At 62.2% G+C, this 12,438-nt stretch carries 13 protein-coding genes and 1 tRNA gene; 3 read left to right on the top strand and 11 right to left on the bottom strand.

From position 1 onward, the window contains the following. Nucleotides 1-19: 19 nt before the first annotated feature. Entirely contained in the window at nucleotides 20-898 is an 879-nt protein-coding gene (locus ACZ9XP_RS10015; RefSeq protein WP_465188351.1) for a DMT family transporter, read from the bottom strand. Between the two features lie 9 nt (nucleotides 899-907). Further along, nucleotides 908-1,759: a hypothetical protein gene (locus tag ACZ9XP_RS10010; RefSeq protein WP_465188350.1), complete on the bottom strand. Its 852-nt coding sequence runs from the start codon at nucleotides 1,757-1,759 to the stop codon at nucleotides 908-910. A gap of 305 nt (nucleotides 1,760-2,064) precedes the next feature. On the opposite strand from ACZ9XP_RS10010, the gene ACZ9XP_RS10005 reads away from it, so the two are divergent. Further along, complete coding sequence (locus ACZ9XP_RS10005) at nucleotides 2,065-2,811, top strand: pseudouridine synthase (RefSeq protein WP_147682201.1); 747 nt, start codon at nucleotides 2,065-2,067, stop codon at nucleotides 2,809-2,811. A gap of 80 nt (nucleotides 2,812-2,891) precedes the next feature. Here the strand turns inward: ACZ9XP_RS10005 and ACZ9XP_RS10000 are convergent, their stop codons facing one another. The 7 genes from ACZ9XP_RS10000 to ACZ9XP_RS09970 form a co-directional block, all read right to left on the bottom strand. Then, nucleotides 2,892-3,656 carry a MipA/OmpV family protein gene (locus tag ACZ9XP_RS10000; RefSeq protein ID WP_147682200.1) on the bottom strand — a complete coding sequence of 255 codons (765 nt, stop codon included), beginning with the start codon at nucleotides 3,654-3,656 and terminating at the stop codon, nucleotides 2,892-2,894. A 244-nt stretch (nucleotides 3,657-3,900) separates the two neighbouring features. After that, nucleotides 3,901-4,632, bottom strand: a complete 732-nt coding sequence (locus ACZ9XP_RS09995; RefSeq protein ID WP_147682199.1) for a LytR/AlgR family response regulator transcription factor — start codon at nucleotides 4,630-4,632, stop codon at nucleotides 3,901-3,903. Continuing rightward, nucleotides 4,629-5,675: a histidine kinase gene (locus ACZ9XP_RS09990; RefSeq protein ID WP_147682198.1), complete on the bottom strand. Its 1,047-nt coding sequence runs from the start codon at nucleotides 5,673-5,675 to the stop codon at nucleotides 4,629-4,631. Before ACZ9XP_RS09990 ends, ACZ9XP_RS09995 begins: the two co-directional genes overlap by 4 nt. Before the next feature lie 18 nt (nucleotides 5,676-5,693). Then, complete coding sequence (locus ACZ9XP_RS09985) at nucleotides 5,694-6,884, bottom strand: hypothetical protein (protein ID WP_465188349.1); 1,191 nt, start codon at nucleotides 6,882-6,884, stop codon at nucleotides 5,694-5,696. A gap of 7 nt (nucleotides 6,885-6,891) precedes the next feature. Next, nucleotides 6,892-7,653, bottom strand: coding sequence for an outer membrane lipoprotein-sorting protein (locus ACZ9XP_RS09980; protein WP_147682196.1), 762 nt, complete (start codon nucleotides 7,651-7,653; stop codon nucleotides 6,892-6,894). Further along, the gene (locus tag ACZ9XP_RS09975; protein WP_147682195.1) at nucleotides 7,646-9,022 is read right to left on the bottom strand and encodes an FtsX-like permease family protein; all 1,377 of its coding nucleotides are present in this window, start codon (nucleotides 9,020-9,022) and stop codon (nucleotides 7,646-7,648) included. The genes ACZ9XP_RS09980 and ACZ9XP_RS09975 overlap by 8 nt, the downstream gene beginning before the upstream one ends. Beyond that, nucleotides 9,019-9,714 (bottom strand): ABC transporter ATP-binding protein, encoded by a 696-nt coding sequence (locus ACZ9XP_RS09970; RefSeq protein ID WP_147682194.1) that lies wholly within the window; start codon nucleotides 9,712-9,714, stop codon nucleotides 9,019-9,021. The genes ACZ9XP_RS09975 and ACZ9XP_RS09970 overlap by 4 nt, the downstream gene beginning before the upstream one ends. 165 nt (nucleotides 9,715-9,879) lie before the next feature. Between ACZ9XP_RS09970 and ACZ9XP_RS09965 the strand changes: the two genes are divergently transcribed. Both ACZ9XP_RS09965 and ACZ9XP_RS09960 read left to right on the top strand, forming a co-directional pair. Continuing rightward, entirely contained in the window at nucleotides 9,880-10,386 is a 507-nt protein-coding gene (locus tag ACZ9XP_RS09965) for a MarR family transcriptional regulator (RefSeq protein ID WP_170253456.1), read from the top strand. A 64-nt stretch (nucleotides 10,387-10,450) separates the two neighbouring features. Then, a complete protein-coding gene (locus ACZ9XP_RS09960; protein WP_170253454.1) occupies nucleotides 10,451-11,620 on the top strand; it encodes a cyanate transporter in 1,170 nt (389 codons plus the stop codon). Between the two features lie 151 nt (nucleotides 11,621-11,771). Here ACZ9XP_RS09960 and ACZ9XP_RS09955 read toward each other — a convergent pair. Together ACZ9XP_RS09955 and ACZ9XP_RS09950 are read right to left on the bottom strand one after the other, a co-directional pair. Next, nucleotides 11,772-11,844, bottom strand: a tRNA-Thr gene (locus ACZ9XP_RS09955). 389 nt (nucleotides 11,845-12,233) lie between these two features. After that, nucleotides 12,234-12,438, bottom strand: a 205-nt coding sequence (locus ACZ9XP_RS09950; RefSeq protein ID WP_465188348.1) for a hypothetical protein, incomplete at its 5' end; no start/stop codon positions are given.

Genomic DNA, 12,438 nt, shown 5'->3' with positions numbered 1-12,438 from the left:
TCCCCCCACCTGGCCGTCGCTAGCCGGGTACCGCCTTGCGCCGGCCAAACTGCCACTCGGTCAGCAGCATCGCCAGCACAATCAACAGCGCGCCGCACCAGTTGAACAGTGTCAATCGGTCGCCTGCCAGCAGGTAGCCAAACACGCCGCCGAATACCGGCTCCATCACGATGATCAGCGCAATCTTGTTGGGCGACGACCCCACCTGCGCCCGCGTCTGCACAAAGAAACCCAGGGCGGTCCCCAGCAGTGCAATCGGCAGCACGCTGTGCAGCAGCGTAGGCAGGTTCGGCCACTGCAGCGAGCGATCCAGCCCGGCCTGCACAGCCGACAAACCTGCCACCACCAGTAGCTGCACCAGGGTGATGTTGAGCGTATCGGCCAGCTTGCTGGCCCGCGACAGCACGATCACATGTACGGCAAAAAAGAACGCGCAGCCCAGCACCAGCGCGTCGCCCAGACGCAGCTGCATATCCGATAGCGTGAGCATGGCCAGGCCGACGGCAGCCAGTAGCGCGCCGGCCAGCTGCTGCCGGCCAAGGGTGATACCCAGCCAGCGCCACGCCAGCAAGGGGGTGATGATGACGGCCAGCCCGGTAATGAAGCTGGCGTTGGACGCCGAGGTGTAACGCAAGCCTTTGGTCTGCAACAGAAACGCGGCAAACAACGCCAAGCCGGCTAGGCCGCCACCCACCACATCGTGCCGCGACAGCGGTGTGCGCCGTAGCAGCCAGATGGGCAGCAGGCACAGCGCGGCAAGGGCAAAGCGCCAGGTGTTGAACGCGGCGTCGCTAAGGCTTTGCAGCGCAAAGTGGATGGCCGAGAACGACCAGCCCCAAAAAGCGGTAATGGCGACGAAAGCCCATTCCCAGAGCTGCCTACTTGTTTTTTTCATCATCCGACATTCTCACTCTGTGTGGTATGGAAACTGTCCGAATTCAACATGATGTGCATTCGCAATTTCCAACATATTCAAAACCTTACCGCCCATACTAGCAACACCCACCCCAAGTACATTAACATTGTAAATTAGCGATGCTCGGCATTCAGATAGGTTTAGATTTAAAACCGCATGATAGGCAGGGCCAATCAATCCATCAGTAAGCTCAGTCAACAAAGAGCCAGCCATAACAATTGCCTCATCATCCTGAAGATTGATTAAATATTCCCCTCCATCCCTATAGATAACAAGACCGGGATTATTAGGCTTAACCAGAGTGAGTACATGCCCATCTTCGTGAGCATCTTGCAAGTAGCGCCTCTCAAGCAATTTTAAAGCATCATGGTATACATTAAATTGCAAATATGAGTCACCTCTGAAATCCCATTTAAAATCAAAATCCAAAAACAAGGAAATACCATTCAAGATAGCCAAAGTAATTTTATCGAAAATTGCCTCTATTTTAGTAGCATTTGTGTAAAAATCAGACTTGCTAAAACTATACGAGCCATGCTCATGGCAATACGCGTACCAATAATTAAAAGTCTCACAAAGATCTATTTTTTTCTCATCTCGAGCAAAGGTTGTACCGAGAGGCATGAAACCATCAGTTCTTTTTGGAAATGAAAATGCAACTTTATCTGTCGACACAATACTGGAGAAATCATTTCGCATGCCGCATAGAGTTTCGCCCACCGAAGTCGGCACTTTTACTATAGAAAATCCATATCTTACTATATGTTCCGCACACAAATGTACATCAGAAAAATCATATTGCAGACCATCGGGAAAAATTGAAATACTTGATTCACATTTCATGATAGCGTCCCTATTCAAATTAAATTACACAGCAACAATAAAACAATGAAATATCACAGTCAATCAAAAATACCAAATGCAAGCTCAAATACATTAAAAACAACATTAAGCAAATTCATATAAATAGTGAATTTATAGAATTAAAAATGATTACAATAAATTGCATAGCAACCAAAAAAACCAGGCTAAATTAGAAATCCACAATCAATCACAAGTCCAAAAAAGACAAACCCAACGACATCCAGCATCGCCAGTACAGTGCAGCACTGCTACACTGCGCGCCTTCCCTTTTGCGGCCAACCTTCATGCTGACCATTCTGTACCGCGACGCGCACCTGATTGCCATCGACAAACCCAGCGGCCTGCTGGTGCACCGCAGCGAGATCGACCGCCGCGAGACGCAGTTTGCCGTGCAGATGTTGCGCGACCAGATTGGCCAGCAGGTGTTTCCGGTACACCGGCTGGATCGTGGCACCAGCGGCGTGCTGCTGTTTGCGCTGGACAGCGCTACCGCGCGCCTGCTGAACGACGCCTTTGCCAGCCGTGCGCCGGCCAAGACCTATCTGGCAGTGGTGCGCGGCCACCCGGCCGATAGCGGCGATATCGACCACGCCATCACCCGCCAGCCAGACGAGCGCGAATACGTGCACGGCAACGCCCAGCTCAACGCCCAACCGGCGTTTACCCGCTACCGCACGCTGGCGCGCTGCACGCTGCCCTTTGCCGTGGACCGCTACCCGCAAAGCCGCTACGCGCTGGTGCAGCTGCACCCGGAAACCGGCCGCCGCCACCAGCTGCGCCGCCACCTGAAGCACATCGCCCATCCGATTATTGGCGACGCCACCCACGGCAAGGGGGTGCATAACCGCTTCTTCCAGACGCAGTACCAGGTTGGCCGCATGCTGCTGCACGCCGCCGAGCTACAGATTACCCACCCGCACAGCGGCCAGCCGCTCACGCTGACGGCACCGCTAAGCGGCGATTTTGCCCGCCTGCTGGGCGAGCTTGGCTGGGCCGGCACGCTACCGGCCAGCTGGCTGGGCGAGGCCTGAGCCACCGCCGACAGCAAGCGGCCAACTAGCAAAAAGCCCCTGCCTGCTATTGCAGACAGGGGCTTTCATCCTTAGTGGGTTCAGAAGCGGTAATGCACACCCAGCATGCCGGTAACGGTGACATTGCGCTCCACCAGCGGGCTGCCTGTGCGGGCGGCAGCGTCCCACTTCAGCGACGCTGGCAGGTGGCTGACCGACACGCGAGTCAGTACCGCCAGATTGCGGCTGAACGCATGGCGCCAGCTAGCGCCGAGCTGGTAGCGGGTAGCCGCGTCGGCCTGGTAGGCGGGCAAACCGCTGCGGGCGGCCTCGCTGGCGCTCACGCCGGTGTAGTACTGCTGATAGGCCTTCGGCAGGTAGCTGGCCCCGGCCGATACCACGAAGGCGTCCTGTTGCGTGCTAAACGGCAGCACGTGCTCTACTGCCACCGTGGTCAGCGTGGCTTGATGGCGGCTACCGGCGTCGTGCATGGCTTGCAGCGACAGCGTGGTGCGCGGGTCCAGCGCCCAGCTCAGCTCGCCGCCCACCAGTGCGCCTTGCTTGCGCTTGTCCAGCTGGCGCAGCGCGGCGATGTCGTTTTCTTTGGGGTCAAACTCGTCAAATTCCCACTGCGCCTTGGCCGTGGCCGTCAGATTGCTGCCCAGCGGCTGCTTCCAGCCCAGCTCCGGGCCCTGAACATAGAACTGCTCGCCCTGGTAGCCCAGCAGCGGTATCGCCATTGCCCTGCTATCGTCACCACGGTAAAGGGTGCTGCCGACACCGGCGCCGATGCCGGCTTGCCAGTCACCAGCCTGTACCGCCATGGCGGCCAACATCAGGCCTATGCCTGCCATCCCCTGTTTCATGTCTGCTCCTTACTGGTTGATAGTCACAAAAACCGCTATCAATCCTATATGAATCGGTTTACAAAAAAGGCATTATGCGACCAAAGACCGGCCAGCGCGACTAACGGTTCCCAGGCTTCGCCAGCGACAAAAACAAAACAGCCCGGCAGGTTTCCCGTGCCGGGCTGTTGCATGGCGCTGCAGCACCTTAGCCAGTGCTGGCTGCCTGGCAAAGTGCCTACCGTGCGGGCAGCACAAACCTGCTTCACATCTGGCGAAACTGTGCTGCGTGGCTGCGCGATAGCGGCAATGGCCGGCCATCCTTGAGGACCACTTGCTGGCGGCCCAGCAAATCACGCTCGATGCGGCCAACCTGCGGCAGGCTCACGATATAACTGCGGTGGATCTGGGCAAAGCGCTGCGGGTCCAGCTGCGCCAGCAACTCTTTGAGTGGCAGGCGGATCAGGTGGCGCTCGTGCGCGGTGACGATCTCGGTGTATTTGTCACTGGCCTGAAAATACAGCACCTCGTCTACTGCAATCAGCCGGGTGGTATCGCCCAGGCCGGCGTGCAGCCACTGCAGCCAGCTGCGTGCCGGCGGCGGGGCCAGCTGTGCCAGTACTGCGGCCAGGTCTGGTACCGGCCGTGCATCGCGCTGCAAGCGGGCGACACATTGCGCCAGGCGTGCGTCGCTCACCGGCTTGAGCAGGTAATCCACAGCGCTGGCATCAAAAGCCGCCAGCGCGTATTCGTCATAAGCGGTCACAAACACCACGCGGCAGCGCGTGGCGGCGGTGGCCACCTGCAAGCCGGTGAGCCCCGGCATGCGGATATCGAGAAAAGCAACATCAGGCTGCTGGCTAGCCAGCACGGCCACGGCGTCGATACCGTTATGCACCGGTGGCAGCAGCACCAGCCCGGGCCACAAGGCTTGCAAGCGCCGCGCCAGGCTGGCGGCCAGCAGCGGCTCGTCGTCGGCAATCAGCACACGGGTCATGCTGTTTCTCCGGGCAGCGGCAGGGTTATCTCGGCAATCACGCCGTGCGGGCTGTTGGCATACAGCGCCAGCCGGGCCGCGTCGCCATACAGGGTGGCCAGCCGCTGCCGTACATTGGCCAAACCTACGCCATCGCTGCCCTGCCCGCTCAAGCCCAGGCCGGTATCCGCCACGCGCAGCAGCAGGGTTTTGCCACTGGCACTGGCGCTGATATTCAGTGTGCCACCGGCTACCGAGGGCTCCAGGCCGTGCTGCAGGGCGTTTTCTACCAGCGGCTGTAGCAGCAGTGGCGGCAGGGGGGTCGCCAGTAATTCGGAGGGAACAGCCAGCTGGTAATGCAGGCGCTGCCCCATGCGCAGACAAGCAATGTCCAGCAGTGGGGTCACCAGTGCCAGCTCGTCGGCCAGGGTGACCGCGCTGCGGCGGGTGCGGCTCAAGCTGGCGCGTAGGTAGTCGTTCAGCAGGTCCAGCGTGCGCTGCGCCAGCGCGGCATCCTGCCCTATCAGGCTGCGTACTGTGGCCAGGGTATTAAACAGGAAATGCGGCTCGATCTGGGCCTGCAGCAGCGCCAGCCTGGCGGCGGTCTCGGCTTGCTGCATCTCGGCCTGCCGCCGTGCCGCCTCGGCCAGCAGGGCCAAATTGCGCTGGTGGTTATAGCGGTAGTAGAACAGGCTGGCAGCCGAGATGGTTATCAGCGCCATCATGCCGAACTTTCTGAGCTGCAGCGCCAGGTCGCCCGCCCCGCTGATGCGCTCCGGCACGACACCCGGCCAGATACCCGCCGCCAGGGTGAAGCCCAGCAGTACCGCCAGCGGCATGCAAAGCAAGATCTGCCAGAAAGCCACCCGCTCTACCTTCAGGGCGTAGCACAACAGCCAGGTACTGCCCCACATCAGGAAGCCGATGCAGTTGGATACCAGCAGGTTGAACAGGAAATGCTCGTTTTCACCCAGCAAGGTTACCAGCGTGGCGATAAAGGCATTCACCAGCAGCAAAAACGGAAGCTCGCGGCGGAGATTCACCGCAACATGGGGTCGGTTCATGCACCCTCCCTGCCAGGTTCAGAAGTACCAGTCCGAGGCCAACTGCCAGCGGGCGGGCGTCGTAAAGTGGCCATCGGGCCGGCCATGGCCGCGCTCGTGGCTAAGCGTCAGCGCACTGCGGTCACCCTGTTGCCGCAAGGACAAGCGGGTAAAACGGCTATGATCTGCCAGATCATGCCGCAGCAGCGCGGTGACGGCCAGCTGCGGGCGCAAAAAATCCTGCCAATCGGCATAGAAAAACAGCTGTTGTCGTGTCGCCGGCAACGCCGCCTGGCGGGCCTGCTGCCGGTATTGGCCATAGCTGCGGCCTCTAAGCGCACCCCATTCCGCCTGGCTGAGTGCGCGGCCGTTATGGTGATACTCGGCCGCCAGCGTGAGCTTGCCCGCTGTGGTGTAGCTGCCCCCGGCGACGGCCAGCGCCCGCCAGCGGTGCGCGCCGCTGCCGGCCAGGTCGTGGCTGCGGCTGGCGCTGGCTTCGCCGTACAGCGTGGTGGCATCGCCCCACAGCAGGCTAGCCGCTACGCCTGGCTGCAGCGCCTCGCCGGCCCCTCCAGCCAGCAAGTACTGCATGCGCAGGCTACCACTACCTGTTGTGCTGGCTTGCAGCTGCCAACGCTCGCGACGGTTGCTGCTGCCCCAGTCCGGCGACCACGGCGCCGGGTTGGCCGCGCTGGCCAGCGCGGGCGCCAGCAGCACGCCGACACTGCCGCCATCGTACAAGTGCTGGGCACGCAGCATCACCACACCCAGGCGGTTGTCCCGGGCGCTGGTCGGGTCGGCCGAGCTTGCAGCGCGCAGGCCGCTATCGCGCCATACATCAATCGGGTTGAAGCCCAAGGCTACGCCACTACGCGGGTTGATGCGGCCAACGTCCAGCGCCTGCCCGGGTGAGGGCTGCCAGCTCAGGTAGGCTTCCTGCAGTGAGTTCACCTGGGCATGCCCGCCGGCTAGCGGCCGGAAGTCCAGCCGGTCGGCCAGCACTGCACGCAGGCCGGGCTGCAGTACGCTGTCCAGCCGTACGCTGGCAAAGCCTTGCCAATGGCCGCCTTGCCAGCGTGACAGCTGGAGCTGGCCATGCAGCGGGGTGTCGGCCTGCGGCTGGCTCACCGCACTATCGGCCAGCGCCAGCGCGTCCAGCTCGGCGTTGGTATCGGCCAGCGCCAATGGTGGCACGGCAGCCAGTAGCAAGCAGAGGCTCAGGCAACGCATGGCCGGCCTACTCCGCACGGAAGCGCGGCAGGTAGTCGCGCTGCAGCCAGGTTTCCGGAATATCACGCGCTGCCAGGTTGCCGGTGCGCATCACGGTAATCCAGCCCGGGTCCAGGCCGTCGATGATCACCGTCTCCGACGGGCGCTGTACACCCAGCTGCAGCTGGTAGCGCCGGTAGAAGGCGGTTTTCAGCAAGCGGCCGCTATCGCTATAGAATTGGCCTTTCAATGGCCGGCTGTTGGCCGCATCCACCCACAGCGTAATGCGCGGGTAGGTCACATCGCTATGGCTGGCCTGCAGCAACAGCCGGTAGCTGGCGCGCTGCTGGCGCTCGCCATCCTGGATGCTTTCTTCGCCGTCCAGCCGGGCGCGGTAATCGCGCGCCAGGTTCACCGTCATCACGTCGCCGTTGGCCGCTTGGCCCAGCAGGCGCTGCTGCGGCGAGATGCGCACGCTGGCCTTGCTGGCCGGGTCGTAGAACCACAGCTCGTTGCCGTTTTTCAGCATCAGCTTGCCGGCGTCGCGCAGCGGGGCCAGAAAGCGGATCAGGTTGCGATACTGGCCACTATCGCTGGCCGGGCGCGCGTAGATCTGCAGCTGGGTCTGGCCCTGCTCGCGGCCGTTGCGGTATTCGATCAGCGTGTTGTCCAGCGAAAACGACTGGCCGGGGTTGCGGATGGCGTCGCTGGCGGCCAGCAGTTGCTGCGCGTCCGGCGCGGCCTGGGCGAAGCCTGCGGCCAACAGCAGGGTAAACAGGATGTTACGCATGACGCAGCGCCTCCACGATATCCAGACGGGCGGCGCGTCGGGCCGGCCACCATGCCGACAGTACCGACAGCACGATCAGGCCCACGGCGGTAGCCAGCAGCATGCCGTACTCGCCCGCCACGCGCACCAGCAGCGGGATGCGCTCGCTATTGCCCGGCGGCAGCCAGGTAAGGCCGCTATGGTTGATCAGCCACGCTACGGCCAGCGCCAGCAGGCTACCCAGTAGCGCACCAGCCGCGCCCAGCAGCAGGCCTTCGCTGACAAACAGACGGCGGATGCCCGCCTGGCGCAGGCCCAGCGCACGCAGGGTGCCGATTTCCACCGTGCGCTCCACCACCGCCATACTCATGGTGTTACCTACGGTAAACAGCACAATGGCGCCGATCAGCACCGCCACAAAGCCGAGGATGGCGGCAAACATGCCGGTGATCTGGCCGTACTGCGGGTTAAGCGTGGCAAAGTCTTGCACCACCAGCGGCTGGCTGCCGCCTTGCAGCAGCTGCGCCAGTCGGGCCCGCGCAGCGGGCATGTCGCTGCTATGGCGTAGCTGCAGCACAATGGCGCTGACCTGCGGGGTGTCCTGGCCATAGACCAGCTGCTGCGCCTGAGCCAGATGCAGCTGCACGCTGATATCGTCCAGCGCCTTCACGCCCTGCTGCTCGGCCTTGACCACTTGCAGGCTGGCGACATTGGGTGCGCCGCTGGCACGGGCGGCGAGCAGTTCGATCTGCACGCGGCCAACGTTGGCCGCAGGCGCGGCGACCGGCAAGGCCGCCAGGTCTGCCGGCATGGCGCTACCCTGCTGGTGCACAGGCAGCGGCTGCGGGCAGTGCTTCACCTGTAAGGGGCCACACAGCTGCAATACACGTGCTACGCCGGTGCCCACCACGGCGGCGTTGGGCGCGGTGCCGGTTAGCGCCACGCTGCGCTGCGGCAGGCCCACCATGCGGTAATCGTTCCACTGCTTCAGCCGGTTTTGCCCGCTCACATCTACGCCGCGGCCATACACCGTACGCGATACACCGGCGGCAAAGTTACCGGCAATGCCGCCCAGGTCCAGCACTGGCGTCACCACCTGCAGTAGCGGGGCCAGCTGCGGGTCGGCCTGCAACTTTTGCATCAATTGCGCGTAGTCACGAATGCCATAGGCCGCCGGGTTACCGCTGCCGAACAAGAAATAATCACGATGCTGAATCTGCAAGTGCCCGCTACCGCGCACAAAGTCAGTCTCCAGACCCAGGCGGATATTGCGGTCGTAGCCGCCAAAGATCAGCACCGCCACCACGCCAACGATCATCGCCAGCAAGGTGGTCAGGGTGCGGCGGCGGTTGCGCACCAGGTTGCGTGCGGCCAACTGTAGCGTGTTCATGCGGCCTCCTGTACGGCAGTGGGTGCCTGTAGCTGGCCATCGCGCAGCAGTACGGCGTGGTCGGCCGCCGCCAGCAGTTGGGCATCGTGCGACGAGAACACAAAGCAGGTCTGGTACTGGCGCTGCATGTCGCGCATCAGCGCAATGATGGCCGCGCCAGTATGGCTATCGAGGTTGGCCGTGGGCTCGTCAGCCAGCACCAGTGCCGGGCGCAGGGCCAGGGCGCGGGCAATGGCCACGCGCTGACGCTGGCCGCCGGACAGCTGGCCCGGCAGGTTTGCCGCACGGTCCGCCAGGCCTACCGCATCCAGCAGCTCGGCGGAACGGCGGCGGCGCTCGGTGCTAGCAACGCCAGCCAACAGCAGCGGGTACTCCACGTTCTCGCGCGCACTCAGCACTGGCAGCAGATTGAAATGCTGAAACACGAAACCGATATGCCGGGCCCTGAAATCACTCAGGCGGTTGTCGTCCAGTGCATCCAGACGCTGACCAGCGACCACTACGTGCCCGCTATCCGGGCGGTCCAGCCCGCCCAGCAGGTTCAGCAAAGTAGATTTGCCACTGCCAGAGGGGCCGCTCAATACGGTAAAGGCGTTGGCCGCAATGTGCAGGTTAACCTGGCGCAGGGCTGGCACATCCACACTGCCCAGGCGGTAATGGCGGCTAAGATCAACAACTTCGATGGCTGACATGGTTCACTCCTCACGGTCAATGCCAACAGGCTAAGCTGTATGGCAGGGCCCTGCACCAGCTTGCGACCAAGGGTGAAATACGTGGACAAACGGTTGCTGGCAGGGATGAATGACCAGCGACGGGTGCTGTTTTTAACTTCCAAGGAAGTGACTTCCGGGGAAGTTTTGTCTACACTACGCAGCATGGACCAGATCGATCGCATTATTGCCGAGTGGCAACACAGCCAACCCAGCCTGGACACCACCCCGCTGGCGGTGTTGGGGCGCATTGCGCGCCTGATGGGCTACTTCGAACAAGTACGCGATAGCGTATTGGCGCAGCATCAGCTGAAGTATGGCGAATTCGATGTACTGCTTACCCTGCGCCGCCAGGGCGAGCCTTACACCTTGAGCCCGTCGCAGTTATCACAATCGCTGCTCCTGACCAGCGGCGGCATCAGCAAACGCATCGACAAGCTGGAAAACGCCGGTCTGGTAGAGCGCCTGCCAGATGATGCTGACCGTCGCGGCGTGATGATCCGCCTGTCCGACAGCGGCCTGGCCAAAGTCAACCAGGCACTGACACCCCACACCGACGCCCAGCTCGACCTGCTCGCCCACCTGCCCGCCTGCGACCAGCAAGCCCTGGCCACGCTGCTGCAACGCTGGCTGGTCGCGCTGGAAAACACCTGACTCCACCTTTGATACCGTCAGGCTGCGCGCGGCCTGACGCCGTGTGCTGCCGATGGGGAATACCATGCCATCACACACACGCACCCTGCTAACACTCCTGATCATCCTGTGCGGGCTCAACCTGCGCCCCATTCTGGCCGGCACAGGGCCGCTGCTGGAGCCCATCCGCGCCGCCACCGGCCTGAGCTTTGGCGGCGCCGCCTTGCTTACCACCCTGCCGGTCGCCATGATCGGCCTGTGCGCCTTCGCCCTGCCGCTGTTCAAACGCTGGCTAGGGAGCAAAGGCGGCATCCTGGCCGGGGTGTTGCTGATCGCCGCCGCCTGCCTGCTACGCTTCAGCGAAACCACCACAGCGCTCATGCTGTCAGCCGGTATTGCCGGCCTGGGCATTGCCATTGTGCAAGCCTTGGTGCCGGCACTGATCAAACAGCACGGCGGCAGCCGGGTATCGCTGATGATGGGTCTGTATGTCACCGCCATTATGGGCGGCGCCACCCTGGCCGCAAGCAGCACACCCTGGCTGGCTGGCCAGCTAGGCTGGAGCCCGGCACTAGCGGTATGGGCCCTCCCCGCCATGCTGGCCGCCCTGCTATGGCACAGCCAAGCGCCCGCTGAAGTCAGCCACGCCAGCAGCAGCGCATCGCATATCGGCCGCATGTTTGGCAAAGCCCGTGCCTGGTCGCTAGCGCTGTACTTTGGCATTGGCACAGGCGTGTATGTCTGCACCCTGGCATGGCTCGCCCCTTTCTTTGTCTTTATGGGCTATAGCGCACAGCAGTCCGGCCTGATGCTCAGCTACATGACAGCCTTCGAAGTCGCCACCGGCCTGCTACTGCCCATCATCGCCGCACGCTACCACGACCTACGCCCCTGGCTGCTGCTTACCCTAGCGGCCAACCTTATCGGCCTGGCAGGGCTGGCGTGGCTACCCGGCCAGCACAGCCTGCTCTTTGTCGCCCTGCTGGGCGCGGGCATAGGCGGCCTGTTCCCGCTCACCATGATCCTGACGCTGCAACACGCAGACGATGCACAAACCGCCGGCGACCTGACTGCCTTTGTACAAGGCATAGGCTACCTGCTGGCCGCCATCGCCCCGTTTGCTGCCGGCTGGCTGCGCGATCTTACTGCGAGCTACAGCCTGTCCTGGCAAATGCTGGCTGGCACCGTCCTGATCCTGCTAATCATGACCCTGCGCTTTCACCCCGCACGCTACCGCAGCGCATTAGGCCATTAAGCACAGCACAATGCGCCAGTAAGCTCACCAGCGCACACCACGAGCCCAACCGTGTCAACGGCAAAAAGCGCCAGCAACCATGCCAAGGCCCAAACCGCCATAAAGCAAAAAGCCCGATCCAAAAATCGGGCTTTTTTTATATCCAGCACGGTGCCGGCAAGAGGAATCGAACCCCCGACCTTTGCATTACGAATGCACTGCTCTACCAACTGAGCTATGCCGGCGAACCGTCAGCGCCACTATAGCGCGACGACAGAAGTTTGGCACAGCAATAGTCAATCACCGTAGCCCGGCATAAGCCGCAGGCGCATCCGGGGGGCGGCCGCAGGCCGGCGGGGGGAGGTGGTGAGCGGGGGTTGTTGTCGGGTATCGGTTGAGACCACCACGCTACGGCCAAGGTTGGCCGCAGCAGTGCTGGTCTGCTGCGCAGCGCGCAGCAACAACCCAGCCAAACGGACTTTTTATGTTTGCTCAAACAAGCCAAAGCCCGCTTGCGCGGGCTTTTTTATTGACTGGGCTGGGAGCGACCCGTAGCCCGGCATAAGCCGCAGGCGCATCCGGGGGGCGGCCGCAGGCCGGCGGGGGTGGGTGGCGTGGTGGGCGGGGGTTGTTGTCAGGTATCGGTTAAGGCAGCGATGTTGCGGCCAACGTTGGCCGCAGGGCGGGGGTTTTCACGATGGCTATCCGCCACTGCAAAGCACAACTGCAAAGCACAAAGCCCAGCTCGTGTGAGCTGGGCTTCGGTATCGGGCGTCTGGCGGTGTCCTACTTTCACACAGGTATCTGCACTATCATCGGCGCTGAGGCGTTTCACGGTC

It is taken from the genome of Vogesella perlucida, assembly GCF_979366545.1.
Note: the sequence above shows the minus strand (reverse complement) of the source record. Positions and strands in the feature narration are given on the sequence as shown.

Excerpts from the sequence above, each read along its gene's own strand:
- ACZ9XP_RS10015 (WP_465188351.1), bottom strand. The coding sequence starts at position 898 with ATGATGAAAAAAACAAGTAGGCAGCTCTGGGAATGGGCTTTCGTCGCC.
- ACZ9XP_RS10010 (WP_465188350.1), bottom strand. The coding sequence starts at position 1,759 with ATGAAATGTGAATCAAGTATTTCAATTTTTCCCGATGGTCTGCAATAT.
- ACZ9XP_RS10005 (WP_147682201.1), top strand. The coding sequence starts at position 2,065 with ATGCTGACCATTCTGTACCGCGACGCGCACCTGATTGCCATCGACAAA.
- ACZ9XP_RS10000 (WP_147682200.1), bottom strand. The coding sequence starts at position 3,656 with ATGAAACAGGGGATGGCAGGCATAGGCCTGATGTTGGCCGCCATGGCG.
- ACZ9XP_RS09995 (WP_147682199.1), bottom strand. The coding sequence starts at position 4,632 with ATGACCCGTGTGCTGATTGCCGACGACGAGCCGCTGCTGGCCGCCAGC.
- ACZ9XP_RS09990 (WP_147682198.1), bottom strand. The coding sequence starts at position 5,675 with ATGAACCGACCCCATGTTGCGGTGAATCTCCGCCGCGAGCTTCCGTTT.
- ACZ9XP_RS09985 (WP_465188349.1), bottom strand. The coding sequence starts at position 6,884 with ATGCGTTGCCTGAGCCTCTGCTTGCTACTGGCTGCCGTGCCACCATTG.
- ACZ9XP_RS09980 (WP_147682196.1), bottom strand. The coding sequence starts at position 7,653 with ATGCGTAACATCCTGTTTACCCTGCTGTTGGCCGCAGGCTTCGCCCAG.
- ACZ9XP_RS09975 (WP_147682195.1), bottom strand. The coding sequence starts at position 9,022 with ATGAACACGCTACAGTTGGCCGCACGCAACCTGGTGCGCAACCGCCGC.
- ACZ9XP_RS09970 (WP_147682194.1), bottom strand. The coding sequence starts at position 9,714 with ATGTCAGCCATCGAAGTTGTTGATCTTAGCCGCCATTACCGCCTGGGC.
- ACZ9XP_RS09960 (WP_170253454.1), top strand. The coding sequence starts at position 10,451 with ATGCCATCACACACACGCACCCTGCTAACACTCCTGATCATCCTGTGC.